This is a genomic window from Rhodococcus sp. NPDC059969, assembly GCF_042738325.1.
In the GTDB taxonomy this organism is placed as follows: Bacteria; Actinomycetota; Actinomycetes; order Mycobacteriales; family Mycobacteriaceae; genus Rhodococcus_F.
Genome location: NZ_JBHWUF010000011.1, coordinates 17,944 through 41,984, shown reverse-complemented (window position 1 = coordinate 41,984; position 24,041 = coordinate 17,944). Strand labels below are relative to the sequence as shown.

Here is a 24,041-nt window from a genome sequence, read left to right as displayed (position 1 = left end):
CCCGCACCACTGTCCAGCTCTAATCGAGCACCGGTCCGCGAAGCACAGCCAACGCTGCTTCGCGGACCGCTCTGCGTGAGTAGCCCGACACCTTTTCGGTTTCCACGGACCACCTGTCGGCTCCGACCACACCAACGGCGAAGTCGGACAGGCGCGCATGGTGGAGCGAGACGAAGTCTTGTCTCCCGGGCATTTTCAACGACAGAGCCATCAGTTCGACCCCGCGGTCGATGTTGCCCGTGACAAGATCGAACGAGCCGATCGCCGACGCCAAGGAACCCGCGAGCGGCAGGTCCGCATAACCGTTCGGATCGAACTTGAGAGCACTCGAATCCTTCATCTGCAGAACCCGACCGGCTACGAGTTCGTGTCGTCCGTGAACGACGTGAGCACACACTGCCGCGGCACCGAGCAGAACGACGAAGGGATCACCGAAGATGTTCTCGATTGCAGGACCCAACAGTTCCAGTGCTTCTCGATAGCGGGCCAGGCCGTCCTCGATACGGCCGTCCGCGAGATCCGCCTCGGCAATGCTCGCCATGAGTGCCGCTCGCCGTTGATCGGTTTCGATCGCACCGGTCCCGGTCGAGTGCGCCAAGGCCGGGCGCGCCCGATCGAGAAGTGTTCGCCCGCCGGCGGTGTCACCGGATGCGATCATCGCTCCGGCTTGAAAGCAGATGAGCTGCATCGCCTCGTCACGCGCGCCGAGACGTTCCATCGACGCCGCCGCAATCGCGTAGAACGCAATGGCGTCGCCGTAGCGGGCGGACTGGCTGTGAACCGACCCGACATGTTGGGCTGCCATCGCCAGTCCCCATTCGTCACCGACACTGGTCGCGTAGTCGAACAGAGCCTGCCCGTCGAGCAATGCGCCGCGCAGATCGCCGATGTTCTCCCGCATGTTCGAACGCGCGGACAGCGCAGCCATTCGGGTCTCGGGGTCGGGGCTGCGAACGCCCTCCGCGACCAACCGCGCAAGTTTGTGGTTGGCGATCCCACTCGTGGACAGTCTGATCAGAAACGCAAACAACGGACCGAGATCATCGCGCTCTCGCAACAACTTTCGAAGACGAACCCGTGCGCGGGCATGGTTTCGATCGGCCTCCCCGAAATAGAGATGCATCGCCACCAGGATGAACGTGGCACCCACCAGTTCCGCATTCACGTCGCGCAGATCGTTGTCCGCGGTAGCCCCGACGATCTTCGACGCCCAGTTCGAGATTTCCGAGTTCGATCCACGCACTGCCCACAGAATCGCAAGGACGGGAAAGACGTTGGCCACGGTGATCGCGTCGCCGCGCTCCACTGCCCAGCGAAGAACTGCGAGAAGGTTGTCGTGCTCGGCGTCCAGGTCGGCAATCAGACGCAGCTGATCGGTGCGCGCACGCACGACGGCGTCCTCGGCGATCGCGATCGCCCAGTCATCGAGGCGCCGAATCACTTCCGGCCCCTCTCCGGACGCGGCGAGTTGCTCCTCGCCGTATTCACGGACCGTCTCGAGCATGTAGTAGCGAAGCTCACCCTCCCCGTCGCTGACGGAAAGAAGAGACTGATTCACCAGCGCTTCGACCGCACCGGCCACATCGGTCAACTCGCCCCACCCGGCAACGGCCTGCGCCGAGGAAAGCGTGAAGCCTGCCGGGAATCGGCACAACCGACGCAGCGCAATCTGATCGCCGCCGCCCAGCAGATTCCAACTCCAGTCGATCACCGCGTGCAGAGTGCGATGCCGATCCGGAGACGTCGGATCATCGGAGCGCAACAACGCGAACCGATCTCGCAGTCTCGAACCGATTTCGTCGACGCTCATCGTCCGGACCCGGGCGGCCGCGAGTTCGATCGCCAACGGGAGTCCGTCGAGCGTCGTACACAGCTTGACGACGGCGTCGACGTCCAGATGAACCGACGGCCGTACCGCGCGGGCTCTCGCTGAGAAGAGTTCGACTGCCGAGCCGGTTCCGTCGTCGATCGCCAACGGCGGCAACGGGTACACAGCCTCGGCGCTGATCATGAGCGGCGATCGACTGGTGGTCAGTACCGTCAACTGACGACCGGCCGCGATCATCTCGGCCACGATCTCCGAACACGCGCCGATCACGTGCTCGCAGTTGTCGAGGATGAGCAACATCGGACCAGCCGACAGCGCCTCTTTGAGTCGTTCTCGCGCCGAATGCGTCCGGCCGACGGTCAATTTGCCTGGAGCCAGGTCGGATTCACTGATTCCGAGGGTGCCGCCGATGGCCGCGATCACATCTTCGCTGCTACGCAACGACGCCAACTCCACCAGTACCACCGACACGCCCGGGTGGTTCACGGATGCACGCAGACCCAATTCGTGTGCAAGGCGGGTCTTTCCGGCACCACCGGGTCCGAGAATCGTGACGACGCGAGAGCGGGCGAGCAAGGATTCGATCTGGTCGATGTCGTTGTCGCGACCGAGCAGGGCGTTGGGGGCAGCCCGCAGGCCGATCGCACGCGCAGCCCGCGGTATTGCCGCAGGTGCCCCCAGAAGTTTCGCGTTCAGAGTCACCAGTGCGGGTGACGGATCAGCGCCCAGACGGTTGGCGAGATGGTTTCGGAACTCCGCGAACACCTCGAGTGCCTCGTTGACCCGGCCGGCTCCGGCGAGCGCACGCATCAGCGCTTCGGCTGCCGTGTCGTCGAATGGACTCGCCAGGTGCCTTCCGCGCACCAGTGGAATGGCTGCCGCGTACTCCCCCAGCGTGAGGAACGCGTCGATCTGCGCCGTCTCCAGTTCGTCGTACACGCGGCCCGCGTCGAGCGCCAGACGATCTGCGACGTCGCCGACGACGTCGCTCCCGGGTGTGCCGCGCCACAGGCGCAGCGCCTCGGTCGCGGCCGCAAGTGCCTCGGACGCGTCCGCGTCGCCGGCGTGCAGACGACGAGCCGCGTCCGCTGCCCGGGCCAGGTCGACGCGCGCTCTGGCGAGAGTGAGCCGGTATCCGGCCGCCGTGACCTCGAGGGCCCCGTCCGGGAGTGCAGATCGCAGGCGCGAGACCTGAGTGTGGAGGGCGTTCATCGGTGAGCGCGGCGGCTCCAGCCCCCAGACGTCGTCGATCAGGCTCTGCGCGGTGCGTGGCTCACCGGGATTGCGAGCCAGCGCAACCAGCAGAGTTCGAGCTCGCGGACCCGGCAGCGGAACCAGGCGATCGCCCACTTTGGTCGAAACGGGTCCGAGCAAGGCAATGTCTGCCAGGTCTTCGCCCGACTGCGCGTACCTGGCGCGCTCACTCACGTCTCGAGTCATGTGCTGATCCACCGCGTTCGATCGTATTGCACAGTGCAAAGATCGTTGTATGGCAACAGCTGCTCAATGGATCGAAGGCGCGAGGCCGCGCACACTCCCGAACGCGATTGCGCCCGTGCTGGTCGGCACCGGAGCCGCGGCGTCCCTGGACCTCGCAGTGTGGTGGAAGGCGCTCCTGGCACTGGTCGTCTCCTTGGCCTTGATCGTCGGGGTGAATTTCGCGAACGACTATTCCGACGGAATCCGCGGAACGGACGACGACCGCGTCGGGCCACTGCGCTTGGTCGGATCGAAGTTGGTCAGTCCCGGAGCCGTGAAGGCCGCAGCGATCAGCTGCTTCGCCGTTGCCGCGGTGGCCGGGTTCGTTCTGGCGGCGACCACAGCGTGGTGGCTGGTCGCGGTCGGCGTGTTCTGCATCATCGGTGCCTGGTTCTACACCGGCGGCAAGAAGCCGTACGGATACAGCGGGTTCGGCGAGATCGCCGTGTTCATCTTCTTCGGGCTGATCGCAGTGCTGGGAACTCAGTTCGTGCAGGCCGAGCGGGTCGATCTGGCCGGGCTGGCCGGAGCGATCGCCATCGGCTCGTTCTCGAGCGCAGTGCTCGTTGCCAACAATCTTCGCGACATCCCGACCGACACCGAGTCCGGAAAGATCACTCTCGCAGTACGGCTCGGCGACGCGAAGACCCGCACGCTGCACGTGATCCTGCTGGCCGTTCCGTTCGTCGCGACCCTGCTGCTGATCCTGCGCACTCCGTGGGCATTGCTCGGATTGCTCGCGTTGCCACTGGCAATCCGAGCCAACGCCCCGCTGCGTTCAGGCGGGCAGGGAATGGCCCTGATCCCCGCGCTGCGCGACACCGGACTTGCCATGCTCGTCTGGGGTGCCGCGACCGCAGTTGCGCTCAGTCTCGCCTGAACGTCGACGCACTCAACGGTTGTCGGGCACGAACGCGCTGAGCAGGAAGTTCACGATCGAGATGATCAGCGCGCCCCAGACTGCCGTCCAGAAGCCGTCGACCGTCAAGCCGTAGGACGTTCCGGACGAGATCCACGCCGTCAGCATCAGCATCAGGGCGTTGATCACGAGAGTGAACAGTCCGAGCGTCAGGATGAGCAGCGGTAGCGAGAGAAGCTGTACTACCGGCTTGATGAAGGCGTTGACCACCGTGAAGATCAGGGCGATCACCGCGATCACGAGAACCGTGCCCCAGGTGCCGTTGTCGTGGTTGGCGATCGTGATGCCGGTGACCCACGCCGACGCCAGCCAGATGGCTATGCCGTTGATGATGAGACGCGCCAGAAATGTCATGTCTGAATGCTGGCACATCCCTCCCGTGCATGCGGAACCGTGCCGAATCTAGGCCGCGCGATTCATCTTCGCTTCCAACCGCTCACGGATCACCGACATCGTGACCTGCGTTTCGAGGGCCTCACGGGTGGGTCCGTCGGCGACACGCAGGATGCCGAGCAAGATGTGTTCGGCGCCGATGCGATTGTCCTTGTGCGCGAGCGCTTCACGGAGCGAGAGTTCCAGCACCTTCTTGGAGTCCTTCTCGAATCGTGAACGAGGGAACCCGAATCGGCTCTTGCGAGAAGTGTCGACGCCGTCCGGCACAGGAGTCTCGTCCAGCACACCTTCGCCGAAGGACTGCTCGAGACTCTCCCGAACCGCATCGAGATCGATGCCGATCGACTTGAGTATCTCGGCGTCGTCGTCGAGATTGTTCGAGCTACCTTCGTTCGAGCCGGCGCCGGCGTGGCGGATCACGTCGAGCGTGACACCAGACTCGGCGAGCACCTCGGTGGCGATGCCCCGATCAGAGGTGAGCAGCGCGGTCAACAGTTCCATCGGAGTGACAGGACCGGAGCCGGCGACAGCATCGACGACGACTCCCCTCGCCTGCGCGGAGAACCTTTCGAACATGGCACTTACCTGCCCTTCTCGCGCAGTGAACGCAGCATCGATTCCGATTGCGCGGACGCATATTTCTTGTGGACGGCTTGACGGCTGACCTCGAGGGTTTCCGCGATTGCCTGCCAGGACCATCCGTGACGACGCGCATTGGCGACCTGAATGGCCTCGAGTTTTTCGAGTAGACGTCGCAGCGCTCGAACGGCACGCAATCCCTCGGCGGGATCCGGACTGCCGGCGGCAGCGGCAAGAGAGGTTGCTTCGGTCATAGTGTCAATTTAGATTGACAATCGAAATCTGTCAACCAAAATTGACACCGCCATGTCAGTACCCGGCGACTGCCCCGTCCACTGCCAACTGCAGGTCAGCCTGCACGGTTCGGGCGATATCCATCGGCTTGTCCGGAAGTTCGGTCACGGGCATCCCGACAAAGACGCTCGCAGCCTTCACGTCGCCGGCCACCGGGCCGTAGTTGATGCCGATCGACACCAGGGCCGGCGAGCATCCCAACTTCTCGGCTCGGGCGACGATGTGGCCGATACCGCTGTTGACATGCTGCAGCCGCGTCGGATCCTCGGTATTGCACGTCCCCTCCGGGAAAATCGCCAGACAATCCCCATTGCCCAGACGCTCGGCCGCGACGTCCATCATCACGCGGCCGGCATCCGAAACAGCGCGAAGGCCGTAGTTCTTGCTGCGAAAAACCGGAATGCTGCCCATCATGTCGACCTTCTTGCGCTGCGAAGGATCAACGAAGAGTTCGTCTTTGGCGAGGACCCTGGTCCGTCCGATCACGCGCCGCAACGGAGTACGCCACGCGGTCGCGGCGAGCGTGAATTGGTCGCTCTCCGTCAGATGATTGACTGCCACGACCAATTGCGTCTTGCGTTCGAGCAGAGTCTTCAGCGCAGCTTCCGCACCCGGCGCGTACTTCACCCGCGGGCGGTACTTCACCGCCAGCGCGGCATAAGCGAGCTTCGCCACAAACCGGTTCTGCTGATGGCTGCGGTAGTACTCGTACACAGCTTCGTAATTGTCGAGTGAAACTTCAGGATTGCCCATGATCCGCCCTCGCTGGAGAAGTGTCCCTTGGACAAACGATACACAACCTACGGTTGCGTAGGTTTGTGTTTCACATGGCGTAGCGCTGGGAGAAACGCACTTCTCGAGGTAAAACGGTTTCTGTGATTCGCTCGGCCATATCCACCGACCTACCCGCACTGCAACAGATCGAGATCGCCGCGGGCGAACCCTTCCGAGACATCGGGATGGACGCCATCGCAGACGATCCACCGCCGACGCTCGACGAGTTGAACGATTTTCTCGCCGCCGAACACATCTGGGTTCAGACCGACGCAAACGACGTACCCGTTGCGTATGCACTGGTCGAGATCGTGGACGGCGGCGCACATATCGAGCAGGTTTCCGTTCACCCCGATCATGCCCGCAAAGGCCTCGGAGCCCAACTGATCGACGTTGTCACCGAATGGGCGGCGGACCATCACCACGATCTCGTGACTCTGACGACCTTCGTCGACGTTCCGTGGAACGCGCCGTACTACGAGCGACTCGGATTCGTGCGCCTGGCGGAGAACACACTCTCCCCCGGCCTGATCCGCATCAGAATGATCGAGCAGTCATCCGGCCTGGACGCGTGGCCTCGCGTGACAATGAGCCGCCCCGCCCGCGGTCATGTGTCAGCAGCGCAGAAGCGCGCGGCGCAGGAGTATGCGGTTCAGGAGTTGGCGGTCCACGCACCCGAACGAACGAACTCGTCCAGCACTGCTGTCGGGCCGAGCAGGTCTATCCCTTCCGAGGCCACCCATTCGTCGTTGTAGTAGGTGCCCGAGTAGCGCTCTCCGCCGTCGCACAGAAGCGTGACGACGCTGCCGCTGCGTCCGGCGGCCATCATCTCCGCAAGCAACGCAAAAGCTCCCCACAGGTTCGTACCCGTCGAGCCACCCACTTTGCGCCCCAGGGCGGCGCTGGCGTGCCGTGCCGCCGCAATCGAGCCCGCGTCCGGCACCTTGATCATGCGGTCGACCACTTGACCGACAAACGACGGTTCGACGCGCGGACGGCCGATGCCCTCGATCCGGGAGCCCCGAGTACCGACGATCGACGGATCGCTCGCTCGCCACGCGTCGAAGAACACGGAGTGCTCCGGGTCTACGACGCACAGTCCGGTGTCGAATTTCCGGTAGCGAAGGAAGCGGCCGATCGTGGCGCCGGTTCCGCCCGTTCCGGCTCCGACGACCACCCAGTCGGGAATCGGATGTTCCTCGTGCTCGAGCTGAGTGAAGATGGATTCGGCGATGTTGTTGTTTCCGCGCCAGTCCGTCGCACGCTCGGCGTGGGTGAACTGGTCCATGTAGTGACCGTTCAACTCACTCGCGAGCCGATGCGATTCCGAGTAGATCGAGGACGGATCGCTCACGAAATGACAACGTCCACCCTGCGCCTCGATCAACGCGATCTTGGCGGGACTCGTGCTCGCTGGCATCACCGCGACAAAATCCAGACCGAGCAACTTCGCGAAATACGCCTCGCTCACAGCCGTCGAACCGGACGACGCTTCGATGACGGTGGTCTCTTCGGTAACCCAGCCGTTGCAGATCGCGTAGAGGAAAAGCGACCGCGCGAGTCGATGTTTGAGACTTCCCGTGATGTGTGTCGACTCGTCCTTCAGATAGAGCTGGACGGTCCAGTTACTCGGCAGCGGATACCGCAGCAGGTGAGTGTCCGCGCTGCGTTGCGCATCAGCTTCGATCAACCGCACCGCGTTGTCGACCCACTGCCGAGACGTCCGGCGGTCGACGTCGAGCGACTCCGTGGTCACCGGCCGTCTCCACGCAGCTTGGAACGAAGATCGTCACGATCGGACCGCCGCTGGGCGTCGACGGCCGCAATGCCCGCGTTGACACGCTTGCGCAGTTTCGCGAAGAGCAGCAGCGACAGCGGCAAGGCGATCAGCACTGCGAACAGTGCGGCGACAATCAGCGGAACGTCGGTGCCGGCGAGCTTTCCGCCGCCGATGATGAGGGCACCGATCACGACGACAAGCAGCAACCGGGCGACCGAGTACAGCACCACGTCGCGGGCCAGTTGACCCTTGGTCACCGGCCCGGCAGCCGACTTTGCTTGCCCAGAGTTTGCGGAAGGTTTACTGGCCTTGACCGGCTCAGAAGGAACATTTTCGGGGTTTTCAGACAACTGACTCACCCTCTCAGGTTACCCATTCCGAATACCGGTAGCACCGAGCCCGCTATATCCATTTTGTCCTTTACTTAAACATTACTTTGTCTTGAAAGATCGACTACCCGGCTATATCTGTGCAAACATTGCGCTACCACTCAGAAAACGGTCGAATGTAAGCGAAGGACTTCGAAACAAACTCGACGCAGGTTTTCGGCAACTGCTCGACACGCCGGTTCGGTATCACTGTTCAGAGTCACTGTTCGTCAACGTTCGACATCAACATGGAGGACCTCACAATGAGCGCACCAACCTTCAATACCGCCGCAGACGCACTCATGACGCCCGGACAGGTAGCGGCATTGTTTCATGTCGATCCCAAGACCGTGACCCGCTGGGCACACGCAGGACGACTCGGCTCGCTTCGCACACCAGGGGGACATCGTCGATTCCGTGAGACCGAGGTCATGCAGCTTCTGCGATCGCTGACCACGGAAGCGGACCACAACTGAGCATCCGCAGCCCGCAAAGAGAAACACGTACTACCCGACAGATACAGCACTGACGCACTGAGCCTAAACACTTGTCCGCAGCACTTCTGGTGATGCGGGCCGGAGACTGAGTAGGCTCGACCTCAGTTCCCTGAGGAGGTGCGCCGTGTTGTATCTGTTGGCGTTGGTGGGTTTGGTGACATTGATCGTTCTGATGTGGAAGGCATTCGGGCCCGATCCGTCGACGCGCGCCCCGGTGAGCGGCGTGCGCGGACCGGACGACGATCCCGAATTCCTGTGGAATGTGAACCAGCAAACACGACGCAAGCGCACGGAAGGGCCGGACGTACCGCCGACTGACACGTCGACGTAGCGTCCGGGCTTACCCGGCTATCCGATTACCGCCCTGAGAAGCCGTACGGGGAGGCCGGAAAGTCCTGCGCAACCACAGCAGCCAACTCCAGCACCGCTTCCCGAGTACCCGGACGCAACCGGTCCAGATCGATTTCGGCGCCCTCTTCCAAATGCGGGTCGAACGGAATCAACCTCACCGCTCGGCAGCGCTGCTCGAAGTGCTCGACGACGCGCGGTAGATCAACCTTGCCCGAGCGAGGCCGCACCGCGTTGATGACGGCCACGGACGTGGCGACCAGCCTGCTGTAACCGTGAGCGTCGAGCCAATCAAGTGTTGCGGAGGCGCTACGTGCACCGTCGACGGATCCGGAACTGACGACGATCAACGAATCTGCGCCCTCGAGAATGGCCTGCATCGCCGAGTGCATCAAGCCGGTGCCGCAGTCGGTCAGAACTATGCTGTAGAACTTTTCGAGCATGTCGACCGTGCGCGTGTAGTCCACGCCGCTGAATGCCTCCGAGACTGCTGGATCACTGTCGGACGCAAGCACTTCGAGCCGGTGCTGGTTTTGCGATGTATAGCCTCTGACGTCGCTGTACTTCTCGATACTGTTCTCGTCACGCAGCAGGTTACGCACAGTTGCCGGCGTCTCGAGCGGGATCTTCTGACTCAGGGTTCCCCGGTCCGGGTTTGCATCGACTGCGACGACGCGATCGCCGCGAATCGATGCGAACATCGATCCCAGCGTCGCAGTGGTCGTGGTTTTTCCGACGCCACCTTTGAGACTGAGCACCGCAACCTTGTAGCAGCCCTGCAGCGGCTGGTTGATCTGGCGCGTCAACTCGACGACATGCTGATCCTTCGCGCCGTTCCCGAGGTTCACCGATCGGCCGGACATCGTGTACAGCGCTTTGCGCCAGCCACCGGCCGGGGCTGGCCGGACCGGCTTGACGAGAAGCGCTGCCGAGAGGTCTTGCGCCGTCATCGGAAGAGCCGGCTCAGGACGATTGCCGGGAGCGGGGTTGAATCCGGCCTTCTGCATCGGAGGGTGAACCGGTGCCGCCGTCGGCGGAGCAACCGGCATCGCCTGCCCGTTCTGCAGGGTGTGACCGTTCTGCAGAGTGTGACCATTCTGCAGCGCTTGACCGTTCTGCACCGGCGCAGCGCCGGGGTGACCGAACTGCCGAATCACGGGATTGGGCTGATGCATGCCGGGCGAAGAAGGTGCCTGCGGTTGCTGGAGAGGTCTCGCGGTCGGGCTGGGATGGTTCTGAACGGGCTGCGAGTTCTGTGCGGATTGCGGAGCGGCGACTCGTGAATCCGGAACCGACCCTGCACGATTCGCGGGTTCGTAGGTCTGCATCGGCATCGCGGGCGAGGTCGAGAACTGGCCGTTGATGGGGCCTGGCTGTGCTTCCGGGTATTGGATGACCGGAGTTTTAGGGCCTGGCGCAGGCGCCGGCGGAGCTGCCGGCGTCGTCAGCGGCGGCTGGGCGGCGGGTGCACTGGGCGGGTGGGCGGGGGATGCACTGGGCGGGTGGGCGGGGGATGCACTGGGCGGCTGGGCGGGGGATGCACTGGGCGCCTGGCCGCCTACTTGCTGGAGCGGACCGGAGTCGACCGGGGCCACGAAGAGACTGCGAACATCGCTGGGAACCGAGTCGGATGACGGCTCCGGCGCGGACGCGCGCGGCTCGCGCCGCGTCGGCTCGGCAGGACGCACCGGCTCCCACAATCCTGCTCCGGCGTCTTCAATCTTGTCGGCCATCTCGCCGTTCCCCCTCGTCGATCCCCACAGCTACCAGGCAGCTAGTTATTCACCGAGCTGCATCGTAGCTGGTGCCGCCCCTGACCTACCTACCGGTAATACCTACAGACCGGTCGGCAGCCACCCACGGTACCTCGAGAGGATCAGTTGAGTCCCGCGTAGGAGTGCAAGCCGGAGACGACCATGTTGATGATGAAGAGATTGAACAGCATCGCAACGAAACCGGCGATGTTGATCCAAGCAGCCTTCGTCTCCCGCCACCCGGACGTTGCCCTCGCATGCAGGTAGGCCGCGTAGATCACCCAGGCGATGAAGGACATCGTCTCCTTCGGATCCCAACCCCAGAAGCGTCCCCACGCAGCTTCCGCCCAGATGGCACCGAGGATTACGCCTGCGCCGAACAGCGGAAACGCGATGATCGTGCTCTTGTATGCCAAGCGGTCGAGAGTCTGGGCGTCCGGCAGTCGCTCTGCGATCCGGCCGCCGATGCTCGTGCCCTCGTCACCGGGCGGGAACTTCAGTCGCAGCAGGAACAGGAGGCTTGCGATACCGCCGATCATGAAGATGCCGGAGCCGACGCTGACGATCGTCACGTGAATCGGAAGCCAGTACGAGCGCAGCGCCGGAACCACGGGGGCCGCGTCGGCGTAGAGAACCGTGCCGGCGAGGAACATCAGAATCAGAACGGGAACCAGCAGGAAGACCCACATCGGACGGTAAGCCGGCTTGATCAAGAGGACGTGCCCGACCAGCAACGACGCCGCACACGCCATCGCCACGAATTCGTACATGTTGCCGAGCGGGAATCGTTCCGTCGCAAATCCGCGGAGCACGATCGACGCGATGATCAGAACCGTTCCGACGACCAGGACAGCTCGGCCCATTCCGCCGAATCGCTCCGAGAGCGACTTGGTCGGAGTCTCCGCGACCCTGCCAGGCACGGAAGCGTCGACTCCACCGGCCGAGACCAGTTCCTTGTCCTGAACCGCCTTGGCTCTGGCCGACGCGTACTGCACGATGAGCAGCACAAACGCCAGAACGAGCACGGTGAAGGCGGACTTGAAGGCCCAGTCGCTGTACTGCGCGAGTGTCTCGTTGGTTGTCATCGGGCGGTCTCCTGCGCGTGCGGTTCGGTCACCGCGGTGGTCGGATTGCTTTTCAGCAAGCGGTCGGCGAGGCGGTCGAACTCGTCGCCCCAGCCTGCGTGGTCGGTGCGGGCAAGCCCACCAAGTTCTACTACAGTACGTCGTTCGTCATCTGGATAGATACGCGCCCAGACGCGGCGACGCTTGATCACGAGCGAGACGAGCAGACCCGCCATCATCGTCAACGCCGAAACCAACACCCATACCTGAGCGGGATCATGGGAGACCTGAAGGTTCACGAAGTCGACGGCACCGTCGAATCGCACCTGGGTTCCGTCGGCAAGCGTCGCGCTCTCCCCCGGGAAAAGGTTGACCCGGTCCTGCTTGAGCAGTCGACCCTGATTGATCAGTTCGGTGTTGAGTTCGAACAGCGATTGCGGGTTACCGGTATCGAGTCCGGTGTCGCCCTTGTAGATGTCGATCGCGACGGCCGGATCGTTCATCGCCGGGTAACTCGACGACAGAAGGTTGCCGTGGAACAGCGCGGTGGGCGCGAACAATCCTTCGATGGCAATCTGATTCTTCCGACGCTCGTCCGCATCCGGATACATACCGCCCGGCGGGTCGAAACGCATCGCGCCACTGCTCAGGAACGTCGTGGCGTCGTCCGGACGCCACTGAAGCGTCTCGGTGCGGGTCTCGCCGTTCGGGAACGTGACGGTGAAGGTCGGCGCGTATCCGTGTCCCTGCAGGTACACACGATCGCCGGCGATCCGCAGCGGGTGGTTCACCTGGATGGTCGTGTCCCGCCAGGTATCGGACTCGAGGTCGTCGCCTGCCTGGTACGAGATGTCCGAGGTGAACATCTCGGCCTGACCGGTCTCGAGGTAGTCGGCCTGGAAGTTCTTCACACGGACACACAGCGGAGTCATGCCGGTGCCGTCGAGGCTCAGGCCCGCGACGAACGAGTCGAACACCGCCGGTGACGTAGTGCAGAACCCGGGTCCGTCGTTGGCGATGACGATGCGATTGCCTTCGTAGCCGAACAACTTGCCCGCGGCGATCGCGATCAGCAGTCCGACCAGCGACAGGTGGAACACGAGGTTGCCGAATTCGCGGAGATATCCCTTCTCCGCCGAGATGGTGATCTCGCCTTCGCGTCGTGATTTCGTATCGCCGCGACGCGTTTCGACGCGCCAACCACGCAGTTCTTTCGACACACGGGCGGCAAGTTCGTCGGGAGTCTCGCCGTCCACGACGCTCGTGGTGTGGTGCGGCAGACGAGCGAGGTTACGCGGCGCATTAACGGGACGGGTGCGCAGTGCCTTTGCGTGCTCCACACAACGCGGCAGGATGCAGCCGACCAGCGAGATGAAGAGCAATGCGTAGATCGCGGTGAACCAGAAGCTGCTGAACACGTCGAACAGTTCGAGGCGGTCCATCCACGGGCCGAGAGTCGGACGTGCGGCGATGTAGTCGGCGACCTTGCCCTCGTTGAGTGTTCGCTGTGGCAGCAGGGCACCGGGGATCGCAGCGAGTGCGAGGAGGAACAGCAGAACCAGCGCGGTCCGCATCGAGGTGAGCCCGCGCCAGGTGTTGCGCCCGAGTGCAACGACTCGACCGATCACCGACTGCTTCGGCAGCACGGGTGTCGGGTTGTCGTTATTGTCGTCAGCTGTCATATCGGCAGCGTCACCTCCGAGATAAATGCGTCGCGAACCCAGCCGACGAACTGGTCCCACGCGCCTGTGACGAGGGCGATTCCCACTGCCACCAACATGATTCCACCGAAAATTTGAATGGTGCGTGCATTACGACGCAACCAGCCGACGCCGGTCAGCGCACGTGCCGACCCCAGCGCCAGAAAGATGAACGGCAGCCCGAGTCCGATGCAGTACGCGACGATCAACGTGACACCGCGCGCGGCGGTCATCCCGTCGGTTCCCGCGGCTACGGACATCACGCCTGCCAATGTCGGTCCGAGGCATGGCGTCCACCCCAGCGCGAACACTCCCCCGAGTAGCGGCGCCCCCACCAGCGACGACACACGACGCGGTTCGAAGCGGACGTCTTTCTGCAGCGCCGGGATCAGTCCGATGAACACCAGGCCCATCGCGATCGTGACCACACCGCCCACGCGCATCAGGACCTCGCGGTTGACGAGCAGAGTCGAGATAACGCCGAACACCGACGCGGTGGCGAGAACGAAGACGACGGTGAAGCCGGCGACGAACAGTCCGGCCGCACCGGCGACCCTCAGGCGACTGCTCCGGGTGATCGTCCGGGTCCTCGCCTCGTCGGCGGTGATCGCGGGTGCGTCGGCGCCGACGACGCCGGCGAGGTAGGAAAGGTAGCCGGGAACGAGCGGCACGACGCACGGTGAAGCGAACGACACCAGACCGGCGAGGACGCAGGCACCGAGGGCCAGCAGCAGCGGACCGGACGACGCCGCGTTCTGAAATGCTTCGCCCACACCGGCACTCAGTGTTTCGCTGCCGGCCAGCAGCGTGGTGGTCGTGGTTGTCATGTCTACTGCGCGTCTTCCTGAGCTACCCGCTGGACGACGGGCAGCAAATCCTCGGCGAGAAGTTCTTGGAGAAATACCGCGGCGACGCGATGCTGGCGATCAAGGACGATCGTCGTCGGAATGACCGACGTGGGGTAGCCCTTGCCGAGGGCGATCAGCGAGCGCATCGACGGGTCGTAGATCGACGGGTACGAGACCTTGTTGTCGACCACGAAGTCCTGCGCCTTGTTCTTGGTGTCGTCGCGGACGTTGATACCGAGGAACTGCACGCCGGAATCCTTGGTCTGCTCGTAGACCTGTTCCAGATCGTCGGCTTCGGCCCGGCACGGTCCACACCACTGACCCCAGACGTTGAGGACGACGACCTTGCCCTCGAAGTCGTCGACGCCGACCTTCTGGCCTTCGTTCATCAGGTCGGGCCCGGAGAGGTTGCCGATGGTGCCTCGGTCGGACGGCGGATCGTAGAAGATCTTGGTTTGTCCGCCCGGTGAGACGAAGTCGAAAGTTCCGCCCTGTGCGACGGCGTCGTCGCCGGTCGCGCAGGACGAGAGAAGGAGCATCGCGGATGCAGCGGCTGCCAGTGCTGCGGCGATGCGGCGCGAAATCATGCGCCTGTCACTCTCGGGTCGGAGGCGCCGGCGGGTTCGGAGTAGACGATGTCGACCAGTGTGTCGCCCTCGTAGACCAGTGACGTCAACGAGGCCAGACCGCACTGACGGTGACGGGGGTCGTGCCAGAGACGCTCACCCTGCAGGAATCGACGCAGAGTCCAGACCGGAAGCTGATGGCTGACGACGACGGCTTCGTGTCCGACTGCCGCGACGCGTGCGGCGTTGACGGCTGCCAGCATGCGATGTGCGATCTGCAAGTAGGGCTCGCCCCAGGACGGGGTGAACGGGTCACGCAGTTTCCACCAGTGACGCGGACGCGAGAGCGCACCGTCCCCGACAGCTACCTTGAGGCCCTCGAATTCGTTGCCCGCCTCGATGAGGTTCTCGTCGGTGACGATGTCGAGCTTGTGCGCCTCGGCGATCGGAGTCGCGGTTTCCTGTGCGCGCTGCAGCGGCGACGCGACCACGTGGGTGATGTCGTGATCGGAGAGCACGGATGCGACCGCACGAGCCTGGGCCTCGCCCGCCACCGACAACCGGAAACCCGGGAGCCGTCCGTAGAGGATCCCGCGCGGGTTGTGAACTTCACCGTGGCGAAGGACGTGGACGATGGTGCGGGTGGACGTGTGGTCGGGGTGATCGGCGTCGGTCACAGTCGAGGGTCCTCGCTGAAGATGATGGATGTCGGAAGCGTGCGGGTGTTCTGGAACTGGGATCAGGGCTTGACGGCAGCAGCCGCGGCCTTGGCTGCGTGAGGCATGGCGTCGGCGATGATCGAGAATGCTCGATCGTCGAGTGCTGCGGAGACGAACCACGCTTCGAACGCGCTCGGCGGCGGGTACACGCCGCGGGAGAGCAGCGCATGGAAGAAGGCGGGGAATCGCCAGGTCTGCGCGGCTTTGGCTTCGTCGTAGTTGGTCACCGTGTTCTCCGTGAAGAACACGCTCACCAAGGTGCCTGCGTACTGCACACGGTGTTCGACGCCTTCGGCGGTGAGGGCTTGGGTCATGAGGTCGCCGAGGGCGGTCGCGTTCCGGCCGAGCTTGGCGTACACCTCGGCGTCGGCGGCGCGCAGGCTCGCGAGTCCGGCGGCAACGGCTACGGGGTTACCCGAGAGGGTGCCTGCCTGGTAGACGGGACCGTCGGGTGCGAGGTGGCCCATGATGTCGGCGCGGCCGCCGAAGGCTGCGGCGGGCAGGCCGCCGCTCATGACCTTGCCGAAGGTGTAGAGGTCGCCTGCGACGTTGTCGATGCCGTACCAACCCGAGGCGCTGACGCGGAATCCGGTCATCACCTCGTCCATGATCAGGAGTGCGCCGTGCTCACGGGTGAGACGACGCAGGCCCTCGTTGAAGCCGGGGAGCGGCGCGACGGCGCCCATGTTTCCAGCGGCAGCTTCGGTGATGACGCACGCGATGGCGCCGGGGTTGGCGGCGAACGCCGCGGCCACTGCGTCGAGATCGTTGTAGCGGACGACGATGGTGTCTTCGGCTTGCGCACCGGTCACACCGGGCGAGGTCGGCAGTCCGAACGTCGCGAGGCCCGATCCGGCGTCGGCGAGAAGGGCGTCGACGTGGCCGTGATAGCAACCGGAGAACTTGATGATCTTGGTGCGTCCGGTGAATCCGCGGGCGAGGCGGACTGCGCTCATCGTGGCTTCGGTTCCGGAGTTGACCAGGCGAACCTTTTCCACGGGCGCGACGCGGGCGACGATTTCCTCGGCGAGGGCAACTTCGCCTTCCGTCGGCGCACCGAAGGAGAGACCGCCGAGCGCGGCTTCGCGAACGGCTTCGACGACTGCCGGGTGAGCGTGCCCGAGAATCATCGGACCCCAGGACGACACCAGGTCGACGTAGTTGTTCCCGTCGACGTCGGTGAGGGTGTAACCGGACGCCTCGCGGATGAATCGCGGTGTTCCGCCGACCGAACCGAACGCACGGACGGGCGAGTTGACGCCACCCGGAATCACGTTGCCGGCACGTTCGAAGAGCCGAGCGGAGTTCGTTGCATGCACGTCGGGATCACCGGAAGACACAGTCACGGCTTCCAGTGTCCCAGTTCTGTCGAATCTGACAACGACAGGGTGTAGGACTTCGGTGCTCGAGGCGAGTTTTCCGGTCGAACCGGACCTCACGTGAGACGATTTCGGGCATGAAGCGACTGTTGACGACGCTGATGGTCTCAGCTGCGATTCTTCTCACATCATGTGGTTCGGACGCTTCCGATGACGACAAGGCGACAATTTCGTCGCAATCGAGCGCCACCGATTCGGCTCGAACCACCGCGGCGGCGAGCACTGATCCCGCGTTTCTCGGCGGGTGTTCGGCCGTGTCCGTCTACGTTCAGCAGCGTGTTCAGAGCGGCGACACGTCGACTCGGGCGGCGGGAGCCGACTTCCTGAAGATCGTCGAGAACGACCCTTCGTACCAGGCTATGTCCGAGAGCGAGAAGGAACTCTTCCGTCAGGGAATCGAAGCGGGCGCCGCAGGCTCCTGCTGAATGCGAGGGTTGAGATCGAACCGGGTTGCCCGCGGTGCGCTACGCGCTATCGTCGGTTCCATGGCCACCACAGCGGACCACCTCAGGACAACACTCGACGGACGCTGGCGGGAGGTGCGTGAGCGCGTTCGCGGCGAATTGAACGACGAACGTTTTGCTCCGCACTACACACCCAACACCGCCATAGCGCGTTCCAAGGCTCTCGAACAGATGCGGGTTCTCGCCGATCTCGGCTACGCCGCAAACGGTTTCGCGGTATCTCACGGCGGAACGGGCGACGCGGGCGGCGCCGTCACCAGCATCGAGATGCTGGCGATGTCCGACCTCTCGCTGATGGTCAAGGCGGGCGTCCAGTGGGGATTGTTCGGCGGCGCCATCGAAAACCTCGGTACCGAGCGTCATCACCAGGCGTACGTCAAACCGCTGATCGATCTGGACCTACTCGGTTGCTTCGCGATGACCGAGACCGGCCACGGCAGCGACGTACAAGAACTCGAAACCACCGCAACCTACGACGTCGAGACGGGCGAGTTCGTCGTCAACTCCCCCACTCCGTCCTCGCGCAAGGACTACATCGGCGGCGCGGCCCAGCACGCCACCGTCGCGGCGGTGTTCGCTCAGTTGATCACCGGTGGCGAAAGCCAGGGCGTCCACTGTTTTGTCGTGCCGATTCGTGACGACGCCGGCAACGACCTTCCCGGCGTCACGACGTCCGACTGCGGACTCAAGGGCGGACTACCCGGAGTCGACAACGGCCGCATCGTCTTCGACCAGGTCCGCATCCCGCGTGAGAATCTACTCAACCGTTACGCCGACGTCGCCGAGGACGGCACGTACAGTTCGGCTATCGAAAACCCGAACCGTCGTTTCTTCACGATGGTCGGCACACTGGTTCGTGGACGTGTCACCGTCGGTGGTTCGGCAGCAGCGGCCGCCCGCGTGGGATTGGCCATTGCCGGTCGATATGCCCTGCAGCGCAGGCAGTTCAGCGCCCCGAAGAGCGACGACGAGGTTCTGATCATGGACTACCTCGTCCACCAGAAGCGTCTGCTGCCGTTGATCGCCCGCTCGTACGCTCTGCAGTTCGCACAGAACGAACTTGTTGCCGCGATGCACGACATCCAGAGCAGCGACAACCCGGATCCGCAGGAGCAGCGCGAACTCGAAGGTCGCGCCGCCGGACTCAAGGCCGCAAACACGTGGCATGCCACGCGGGCCATCCAGGAGGCACGCGAAGCGTGCGGCGGCGCAGGCTATCTCGCGGAGAACCGTCTCACCGCACTCAAGGCGGACACCGACGTGTTCACCACGTTCGAGGGCGACAACCACGTTCTGACGCAGTTGGTCGCCAAGGAACTGCTCACCTCCTACGCCGACGAAGTACGCGGCATGAGCCCGGTCGACTGGATGCGCTTCGCCGCTACGACGGTCTCCGACGTGGTCAAGAAGCGCACGGCGGCGCAGCAGATTCTGCAGACGATCGTCGACACCCGCCAGGACAACGAAGAGGACGGCAGCCTCTTCAACCGCGGCACCCAGATGAAGATGTTCGAGGACCGCGAGGAGTACCTACTCGCTACTGCGGCAAGGCGATTGCAGGCCGCACAGAAGCGCGAGGAGAACCCCTTCGACGCGTTCAACTTCGTGCAGGATCACGTGCTCAAAGCCGCTCAGGCACACATCGAGCGTGTCATCCTGGAAGCATTCGTCGCTGGTATCGACTCCTGTGAGGACGAGACCACGAAGGAACTCTTCGGCGAGGTGTGCGACCTCTATGCACTGTCCGTCATCGAGGAGGACAAGGCCTGGTTCATGGAGCACCGGCATCTGTCGGTGGAGCGTTCGAAGGCCGTGACGCGCGGAATCAACGAGCGTTGCCGCACCCTGCGTCCCCACGTCGAGACACTGATCGACGGGTTCGGCATTCCGGACATCCTGCTGGGGTCGGCGATGCTCGACGGACCGGGTACGGACGCGGTACGGCTGAAGCAGACGGTCTGAAGTAGATGGTCGGGTGGGGTCGGCAAACGCCGGCCCCACCACACTCAGTGCGCTGCTGCCTTTTTCGACTGGCGAGAGGCGAGCAGTCCGGTCAGGCCGAGTGCCGCGACGAGCCAGATTCCCAGAACGAGCAGGTGCGGCCCGGCACCGTTGCCATCGAAGTAGATGACGGACCGAATCGGCTCCATGGCCGCTGATCCGAGCCAGAACGAATGGATGTGCTGCCAGAATCCCGGAAGGAACGACACCGGGATGGCGCCACCCGAGCTCGGGAAGTTGATGAAAACGAGCACCGTCAGCACTGCAAAGATCGCTGCCTGTCCGAGCAGTCGATTCAGCAGGATGCTCACCGCGCCGACGGTGAACGTGTAGAGCATCGAGATCCCCAGCAGTTGCAGGATCTGGCTGAACGACGCGCCGAAGGCGTGCATGAAAATACTGGTGATGCCGAACGCGATGAGCGGGGTGAGAATCGCCGCGCCGGCCAGGATTGAATACTGCTCTCGCAGGCGCATTCTCGGAGCAACCTGACTGAGCACCGTGATGGTCAGGTAGCCGCCGAGGGTGCAGACGATCAGGAAGTAGAAGAGCCCGACGGTCGAGGAGTCGCGCGCCGTGACAGGCGCCGAGTCGATCACGGTGACCTGCTGCCCCGTCTGCTCCGCGACGGAATGGGCTAAGCCGCTCACCACGGAAACCGTCGAGGCGCCTGCACCGGTTGCGATGTGCGCGGTCACGGTGTCACCGATTTCGATGGCGCCGATGGCGTCGCGGTTGTCGATACGAGCGAGAGCGTCGGCGGCGTTGTCGGTGGCGACGATGTCGAACTTGTCGCCTGACGTAGCTTCGATTCCCTCGATCAGCGGAGCCGTGACGGATGGTGAACCGACCACCACGATCGGTGCCTGATTCGGCATCGGTGAGTGGAAGGCGCTGACGTAACACAGGCAGAACATGATGACGAAGAACAACGGAAATGCGAGTCCACTGCCCACCATCTTCCAATTGGTCGGCGGATCGACAACCTCTTCGCTGGGCACCCGGACGTCGGTAACTGTCATATTCCACGCTCTCTTCACTAACCGCATCTAGCTGTCAACACCGTTGACAGACTCAACAGTCAACACTGTTGACACGTTATAGTCAACAGCGTTGACAACGAGGTCGGCGAGCGAGCACACAGGTCGGTGTCGTGACATTCACAGAACGAGAGCAGCCCTCGACGTCCGAGGCGATTCGCGCGGCAGCGTTCCAACTGTTCGGCCAGCACGGGTTCGGTGGCACGTCAGTTCGCGCCATCGCCAAGGTTGCCGGTATCGATCCGGCCCTGGTCATCCGGCATTTCGGATCCAAAGAAGCACTGTTCCTGGAAACCACGCCGGTCGCCGGCTACTTCGAAGGCCAGTTCGACGGCCCGATCGACACCCTCGGTGAGCGGATCGCAGAATTCGTCCTGGGTAAGGCCGACGCCCGGATGCTGTCGGTGTACACGGCGCTCATGCGGGCGTCGGACAGTCCACGCATCCGGGAGCGGCTGCGCGAGATGACCGGAGTATTCGCCACCAATCTCTCGGCTCGTCTCCAAGGCGAAGACGCATACACCCGCGCGCTCCTGGTCTCCGCCCAGGTGTCCGGATTGTTGAGTGCTCTCAGCGACGAGAGCATCCCTCAGTCGGCAGATCGAGATCAGTTGGCAAAGCTCTACGGCCGGGCGATGCAGACGCTGATCGATCAGTACTGAGCGATGACCTCGTCGGCAAACCGTCGAATGGAGTCGAGTCTTCCCTGACGATCACCGGCATCAACTCCGTAGCGATACCACGGCGACACTCTGATTTCCGTGACTCCGAGAGTCTCGAGTTCGCGATATCCGTCCAGATCACGAACATCAGTCGGCGAGACGTTGACGCCGAAAGGAATATCGGCACGACCGTACTCGACCCGCAATTCCATGAGGCGATCGATGGCGGAGGCCAATTCGGCTTTGGTCGTGTTCACCGACATCCAACCGTCGGCCAGCCTGGCTGCGCGGCGCAATCCCGGTTCACTGTGCCCACCGATGTAGATCGGAACCGCAATCTCCGGAGCAGGACTGATCATCAGAGCGTCGAACTCGTAGTGCTTGCCGTGGTATTCGATCCATTCGGGTCCACGTCCCGCACACACGGCCTTGATGATCTCGATGGCTTCGTCGGTACGCGCACCGCGGGTGCGCATCTCGGTCCCGGTAAAGGTGAATTCCTCGGGGATCCAGGACAAACCGATGCCGAGTGCGATGCGATTTCGCGACATCACTGCCATGGTCGAGACCTGCTTTGCCGTCAACAAAGGATCACGCAGTGGGAGTTTGAACACGTTGGTGTAAAACTGAATTCGCGACGTGACGGCCGCCATTGCCGTCATCGCAATGAACGGATCAGGCATCGGAGTCTCGGGCGCCCACATCCGCTTCCCGTCAGCGGTGTACGGATACGGCGCCGACACCTGCTCGGGATAGAACACGGAATCCGGCATCGCGATACCGTCGAACCCCACCTCTTCTGCAACCTGGGCCAATTCGCACAGTTCCAGAGCGTCGATCATCGCGCCCGCCAACGACCACTTCATCGTTCCACCATTTCGCCGCTACACCATTTCGTCATCCGCACGTCGAAACACCCTTCCGTTCAGAGGAACTCACTTCGACGACATCCAGGCTTCGTCGAAGAACATGATGTCGGTGATATTGCGTTCGACGCCGTGAATATTGCCGTCCCATGCGGTCAACACCGATGCGGGACCCCAGATCACGTAAGGCACAGTCGCGTTGGCGTACTCCTGCACCTTGCTGATCGCCTCACGGACAGCGTCGTCCGACGGTGCAGTCTGCACAGCCGTGATCAGTGCGTCCATCTCAGGGTCCGCGAAGCCCGACGGGTTGTTCTTCGAATCACTGGCCATACTGTTGTACACATTGAGGTACGGCGCTTCTTCTCCGATTGGAGCGCCACCTCTGGTCATGTCGAAATCGTGGTCCTTGTATACCCGACGAACCAGGTCGGTCACATCGGTGGCGTAGTCGATGGTGACGTCGAAACCGATCGCGTTCAGCGACGCCTGAACCGTCAGTGCCGTCGCCTGCTGGCTCGGCTCCGAGGTGGTGAGGTAGCGGAGTTTCCCGTCGTACCCGTCGGACTTCGCTTGATCGAGCAGCGCCTTTGCCTTCACGTGATCGAACGGGATGCCTGCGGTGTTGTTGAACCAACGTGATGTCTGCGGGACCAGTTCTGAACTGGCGGTGCCCAATCCGTTGTTCGCACGGGTATTGATCGCCGCCGGATCCACCCCGTAGGCGATCGCCTGACGAATGCGCACATCGGCTCCGGGCTTTCCCGCCCGGTTGTTGATCGTGCCGATCCCGTTCTGTCCGGTCGGACTGAGGTAGCCGGAGTATCCGTCATCGAGAGCTTGGTTGATGACGGCCTCGTCGCGAAGAATGTACGTCATGTCGATCTGACCGCTCTTCAGCGATTCGTACTGAGACTGTGCACCCGAGGTAGGGACAAACCGCAGTGTGTCCAGTGGCGGTTTACCGCCCTGATAATCCGTGCGTGCGGCGAGTACCAGTTCTTCGTGCGGCGCGAACTTGGCCAAGGTGAACGGGCCCGCCCCGATCGGCGTGAACGCTTTTTCCCCTGCCACGGTCTCTGCGTCGGAACTTCGCGCAACAATCATTCCGGGGCCGAGCGACAACAGTGCCGGGAATTGTCGCCAGGGCCGCTCGAGCACAAATTCGACAGTGGTGGCGTCGGGTGTCTCGATCCGATCCACGATGTTGAGCCAGGTCTGCGATACATCACCCTTACCTGCCACGAATCGATCGATACTCCACTTCACCGCTTCCGCGTCGAGCGGGCTGCCGTCACTGAAGGTCAGACCATCAGCCAAAGTGACGGTGTACGAGGTGAAGTCGCTGTTGTTCGACAGTGTCTTCGCGAGTTGCGGTGCGAAGCTCCCACTTGTGGAATCGCTGCGTACCAGCGTGTCGTAAATCGCGGCCATTTCGGTTCCGCCGGTAGAACCGGCGGCTTGAGTTCTAGTGGGGTCCAGTGAGGAAGGGAACGAATAGGACCCGAAGGTGAGAAGACCTCCGTCGATCCGCTCCCCCGTATCTCGAGCTCCCACGAAACCCGCTGCGCCGCTACTGCCCGGTGAATCCGATCCTGCGGTGCCCCCACTGCTGGAGGCGCACCCGGCCAACAACAGGGCACCGGCAAGCCCGAGCGCGACAAATCGAGGGACGAACCGATTCTTCTTGGTGTACATACGTTCCCAATCTCGGCAGCG

General features: G+C 63.1%; 24 protein-coding genes. 7 read left to right on the top strand and 17 right to left on the bottom strand.

Annotated features, from left to right (window positions below):
* Positions 1 to 19: 19 nt before the first annotated feature.
* Positions 20 to 3,268, bottom strand: coding sequence for a BTAD domain-containing putative transcriptional regulator (locus ACFWAD_RS24640; protein WP_378548625.1), 3,249 nt, complete (start codon positions 3,266 to 3,268; stop codon positions 20 to 22).
* A gap of 49 nt (positions 3,269 to 3,317) precedes the next feature.
* Between ACFWAD_RS24640 and ACFWAD_RS24635 the strand changes: the two genes are divergently transcribed.
* Positions 3,318 to 4,187 carry a 1,4-dihydroxy-2-naphthoate polyprenyltransferase gene (locus tag ACFWAD_RS24635; protein WP_230812123.1) on the top strand — a complete coding sequence of 290 codons (870 nt, stop codon included), beginning with the start codon at positions 3,318 to 3,320 and terminating at the stop codon, positions 4,185 to 4,187.
* A gap of 12 nt (positions 4,188 to 4,199) precedes the next feature.
* Here ACFWAD_RS24635 and ACFWAD_RS24630 read toward each other — a convergent pair whose 3' ends face one another.
* Genes ACFWAD_RS24630 through ACFWAD_RS24615 form a run of 4 tightly spaced genes read right to left on the bottom strand, consistent with a single transcriptional unit; the run spans position 4,200 to position 6,245 of the window.
* On the bottom strand, positions 4,200 to 4,580 hold the full coding sequence (locus ACFWAD_RS24630) for a phage holin family protein (protein WP_003941998.1): 381 nt from the start codon (positions 4,578 to 4,580) through the stop codon (positions 4,200 to 4,202).
* A 48-nt stretch (positions 4,581 to 4,628) separates the two neighbouring features.
* Positions 4,629 to 5,195, bottom strand: a complete 567-nt coding sequence (locus ACFWAD_RS24625; protein ID WP_378548623.1) for a Clp protease N-terminal domain-containing protein — start codon at positions 5,193 to 5,195, stop codon at positions 4,629 to 4,631.
* Between the two features lie 5 nt (positions 5,196 to 5,200).
* Positions 5,201 to 5,452 carry an HTH domain-containing protein gene (locus tag ACFWAD_RS24620; RefSeq protein WP_230812121.1) on the bottom strand — a complete coding sequence of 84 codons (252 nt, stop codon included), beginning with the start codon at positions 5,450 to 5,452 and terminating at the stop codon, positions 5,201 to 5,203.
* A gap of 55 nt (positions 5,453 to 5,507) precedes the next feature.
* Complete coding sequence (locus ACFWAD_RS24615) at positions 5,508 to 6,245, bottom strand: lysophospholipid acyltransferase family protein (RefSeq protein ID WP_378548621.1); 738 nt, start codon at positions 6,243 to 6,245, stop codon at positions 5,508 to 5,510.
* Positions 6,246 to 6,367: 122 nt separating this feature from the next.
* On the opposite strand from ACFWAD_RS24615, the gene ACFWAD_RS24610 reads away from it, so the two are divergent.
* A complete protein-coding gene (locus ACFWAD_RS24610; RefSeq protein ID WP_378548619.1) occupies positions 6,368 to 7,021 on the top strand; it encodes a GNAT family N-acetyltransferase in 654 nt (217 codons plus the stop codon).
* On the opposite strand, the gene ACFWAD_RS24605 is transcribed toward ACFWAD_RS24610, so the two are convergent.
* Together ACFWAD_RS24605 and ACFWAD_RS24600 are read right to left on the bottom strand one after the other, a co-directional pair.
* Positions 6,919 to 8,022 (bottom strand): PLP-dependent cysteine synthase family protein, encoded by a 1,104-nt coding sequence (locus tag ACFWAD_RS24605; protein ID WP_378537590.1) that lies wholly within the window; start codon positions 8,020 to 8,022, stop codon positions 6,919 to 6,921. The genes ACFWAD_RS24610 and ACFWAD_RS24605 overlap by 103 nt on opposite strands.
* The gene (locus ACFWAD_RS24600) at positions 8,019 to 8,405 is read right to left on the bottom strand and encodes a DUF4229 domain-containing protein (RefSeq protein WP_050656729.1); all 387 of its coding nucleotides are present in this window, start codon (positions 8,403 to 8,405) and stop codon (positions 8,019 to 8,021) included. The genes ACFWAD_RS24605 and ACFWAD_RS24600 overlap by 4 nt, the downstream gene beginning before the upstream one ends.
* A gap of 272 nt (positions 8,406 to 8,677) precedes the next feature.
* Here ACFWAD_RS24600 and ACFWAD_RS24595 point away from each other — a divergent pair, with 272 nt between their 5' ends.
* Together ACFWAD_RS24595 and ACFWAD_RS24590 are read left to right on the top strand one after the other, a co-directional pair.
* Positions 8,678 to 8,890, top strand: a complete 213-nt coding sequence (locus ACFWAD_RS24595; protein ID WP_230812117.1) for a BldC family transcriptional regulator — start codon at positions 8,678 to 8,680, stop codon at positions 8,888 to 8,890.
* 145 nt (positions 8,891 to 9,035) lie between these two features.
* A complete protein-coding gene (locus tag ACFWAD_RS24590; RefSeq protein WP_060939066.1) occupies positions 9,036 to 9,242 on the top strand; it encodes a hypothetical protein in 207 nt (68 codons plus the stop codon).
* Between the two features lie 25 nt (positions 9,243 to 9,267).
* Here the strand turns inward: ACFWAD_RS24590 and ACFWAD_RS24585 are convergent, their stop codons facing one another.
* The 7 genes from ACFWAD_RS24585 to hemL form a co-directional block, all read right to left on the bottom strand.
* A complete protein-coding gene (locus tag ACFWAD_RS24585) occupies positions 9,268 to 10,587 on the bottom strand; it encodes an AAA family ATPase (protein ID WP_378548837.1) in 1,320 nt (439 codons plus the stop codon).
* A 548-nt stretch (positions 10,588 to 11,135) separates the two neighbouring features.
* A complete protein-coding gene (gene ccsB, locus ACFWAD_RS24580; RefSeq protein WP_019744351.1) occupies positions 11,136 to 12,098 on the bottom strand; it encodes a c-type cytochrome biogenesis protein CcsB in 963 nt (320 codons plus the stop codon).
* On the bottom strand, positions 12,095 to 13,759 hold the full coding sequence (locus ACFWAD_RS24575) for a cytochrome c biogenesis protein ResB (RefSeq protein ID WP_378548614.1): 1,665 nt from the start codon (positions 13,757 to 13,759) through the stop codon (positions 12,095 to 12,097). Before ACFWAD_RS24575 ends, ccsB begins: the two co-directional genes overlap by 4 nt.
* Entirely contained in the window at positions 13,756 to 14,604 is an 849-nt protein-coding gene (locus ACFWAD_RS24570; RefSeq protein ID WP_283304941.1) for a cytochrome c biogenesis CcdA family protein, read from the bottom strand. The genes ACFWAD_RS24575 and ACFWAD_RS24570 overlap by 4 nt, the downstream gene beginning before the upstream one ends.
* Positions 14,605 to 14,606: 2 nt before the next feature.
* Positions 14,607 to 15,212, bottom strand: coding sequence for a TlpA disulfide reductase family protein (locus ACFWAD_RS24565; RefSeq protein WP_378447150.1), 606 nt, complete (start codon positions 15,210 to 15,212; stop codon positions 14,607 to 14,609).
* Positions 15,209 to 15,868, bottom strand: a complete 660-nt coding sequence (locus tag ACFWAD_RS24560) for a histidine phosphatase family protein (protein WP_378447149.1) — start codon at positions 15,866 to 15,868, stop codon at positions 15,209 to 15,211. Before ACFWAD_RS24560 ends, ACFWAD_RS24565 begins: the two co-directional genes overlap by 4 nt.
* 62 nt (positions 15,869 to 15,930) lie before the next feature.
* Positions 15,931 to 17,256: a glutamate-1-semialdehyde 2,1-aminomutase gene (gene hemL, locus ACFWAD_RS24555; protein ID WP_019744354.1), complete on the bottom strand. Its 1,326-nt coding sequence runs from the start codon at positions 17,254 to 17,256 to the stop codon at positions 15,931 to 15,933.
* A gap of 110 nt (positions 17,257 to 17,366) precedes the next feature.
* Between hemL and ACFWAD_RS24550 the strand changes: the two genes are divergently transcribed.
* Together ACFWAD_RS24550 and ACFWAD_RS24545 are read left to right on the top strand one after the other, a co-directional pair.
* The gene (locus ACFWAD_RS24550; RefSeq protein WP_378537577.1) at positions 17,367 to 17,714 is read left to right on the top strand and encodes a hypothetical protein; all 348 of its coding nucleotides are present in this window, start codon (positions 17,367 to 17,369) and stop codon (positions 17,712 to 17,714) included.
* Between the two features lie 60 nt (positions 17,715 to 17,774).
* Positions 17,775 to 19,715, top strand: a complete 1,941-nt coding sequence (locus ACFWAD_RS24545) for an acyl-CoA dehydrogenase (RefSeq protein ID WP_378537575.1) — start codon at positions 17,775 to 17,777, stop codon at positions 19,713 to 19,715.
* Between the two features lie 44 nt (positions 19,716 to 19,759).
* Here the strand turns inward: ACFWAD_RS24545 and ACFWAD_RS24540 are convergent, their stop codons facing one another.
* Positions 19,760 to 20,776, bottom strand: coding sequence for a hypothetical protein (locus tag ACFWAD_RS24540; RefSeq protein WP_378537573.1), 1,017 nt, complete (start codon positions 20,774 to 20,776; stop codon positions 19,760 to 19,762).
* A gap of 131 nt (positions 20,777 to 20,907) precedes the next feature.
* Here ACFWAD_RS24540 and ACFWAD_RS24535 point away from each other — a divergent pair, with 131 nt between their 5' ends.
* A complete protein-coding gene (locus tag ACFWAD_RS24535) occupies positions 20,908 to 21,456 on the top strand; it encodes a TetR family transcriptional regulator (RefSeq protein ID WP_378548611.1) in 549 nt (182 codons plus the stop codon).
* Here the strand turns inward: ACFWAD_RS24535 and ACFWAD_RS24530 are convergent.
* Both ACFWAD_RS24530 and ACFWAD_RS24525 read right to left on the bottom strand, forming a co-directional pair.
* Entirely contained in the window at positions 21,447 to 22,322 is an 876-nt protein-coding gene (locus ACFWAD_RS24530; protein WP_378548608.1) for a TIGR03619 family F420-dependent LLM class oxidoreductase, read from the bottom strand. The two genes, ACFWAD_RS24535 and ACFWAD_RS24530, sit on opposite strands and share 10 nt — an antisense overlap.
* Positions 22,323 to 22,391: 69 nt before the next feature.
* Positions 22,392 to 24,020, bottom strand: coding sequence for an ABC transporter substrate-binding protein (locus ACFWAD_RS24525; protein ID WP_378548834.1), 1,629 nt, complete (start codon positions 24,018 to 24,020; stop codon positions 22,392 to 22,394).
* Between the last annotated feature and the right edge of the window lie 21 nt (positions 24,021 to 24,041).

Excerpts from the sequence above, each read along its gene's own strand:
- ACFWAD_RS24640 (WP_378548625.1), bottom strand. The coding sequence starts at position 3,268 with ATGACTCGAGACGTGAGTGAGCGCGCCAGGTACGCGCAGTCGGGCGAA.
- ACFWAD_RS24635 (WP_230812123.1), top strand. The coding sequence starts at position 3,318 with ATGGCAACAGCTGCTCAATGGATCGAAGGCGCGAGGCCGCGCACACTC.
- ACFWAD_RS24630 (WP_003941998.1), bottom strand. The coding sequence starts at position 4,580 with ATGACATTTCTGGCGCGTCTCATCATCAACGGCATAGCCATCTGGCTG.
- ACFWAD_RS24625 (WP_378548623.1), bottom strand. The coding sequence starts at position 5,195 with ATGTTCGAAAGGTTCTCCGCGCAGGCGAGGGGAGTCGTCGTCGATGCT.
- ACFWAD_RS24620 (WP_230812121.1), bottom strand. The coding sequence starts at position 5,452 with ATGACCGAAGCAACCTCTCTTGCCGCTGCCGCCGGCAGTCCGGATCCC.
- ACFWAD_RS24615 (WP_378548621.1), bottom strand. The coding sequence starts at position 6,245 with ATGGGCAATCCTGAAGTTTCACTCGACAATTACGAAGCTGTGTACGAG.
- ACFWAD_RS24595 (WP_230812117.1), top strand. The coding sequence starts at position 8,678 with ATGAGCGCACCAACCTTCAATACCGCCGCAGACGCACTCATGACGCCC.
- ACFWAD_RS24585 (WP_378548837.1), bottom strand. The coding sequence starts at position 10,587 with ATGCAGACCTACGAACCCGCGAATCGTGCAGGGTCGGTTCCGGATTCA.
- ccsB (WP_019744351.1), bottom strand. The coding sequence starts at position 12,098 with ATGACAACCAACGAGACACTCGCGCAGTACAGCGACTGGGCCTTCAAG.
- ACFWAD_RS24575 (WP_378548614.1), bottom strand. The coding sequence starts at position 13,759 with ATGACAGCTGACGACAATAACGACAACCCGACACCCGTGCTGCCGAAG.
- ACFWAD_RS24570 (WP_283304941.1), bottom strand. The coding sequence starts at position 14,604 with ATGACAACCACGACCACCACGCTGCTGGCCGGCAGCGAAACACTGAGT.
- ACFWAD_RS24565 (WP_378447150.1), bottom strand. The coding sequence starts at position 15,212 with ATGATTTCGCGCCGCATCGCCGCAGCACTGGCAGCCGCTGCATCCGCG.
- ACFWAD_RS24550 (WP_378537577.1), top strand. The coding sequence starts at position 17,367 with ATGAAGCGACTGTTGACGACGCTGATGGTCTCAGCTGCGATTCTTCTC.
- ACFWAD_RS24545 (WP_378537575.1), top strand. The coding sequence starts at position 17,775 with ATGGCCACCACAGCGGACCACCTCAGGACAACACTCGACGGACGCTGG.
- ACFWAD_RS24540 (WP_378537573.1), bottom strand. The coding sequence starts at position 20,776 with ATGACAGTTACCGACGTCCGGGTGCCCAGCGAAGAGGTTGTCGATCCG.
- ACFWAD_RS24530 (WP_378548608.1), bottom strand. The coding sequence starts at position 22,322 with ATGAAGTGGTCGTTGGCGGGCGCGATGATCGACGCTCTGGAACTGTGC.
- ACFWAD_RS24525 (WP_378548834.1), bottom strand. The coding sequence starts at position 24,020 with ATGTACACCAAGAAGAATCGGTTCGTCCCTCGATTTGTCGCGCTCGGG.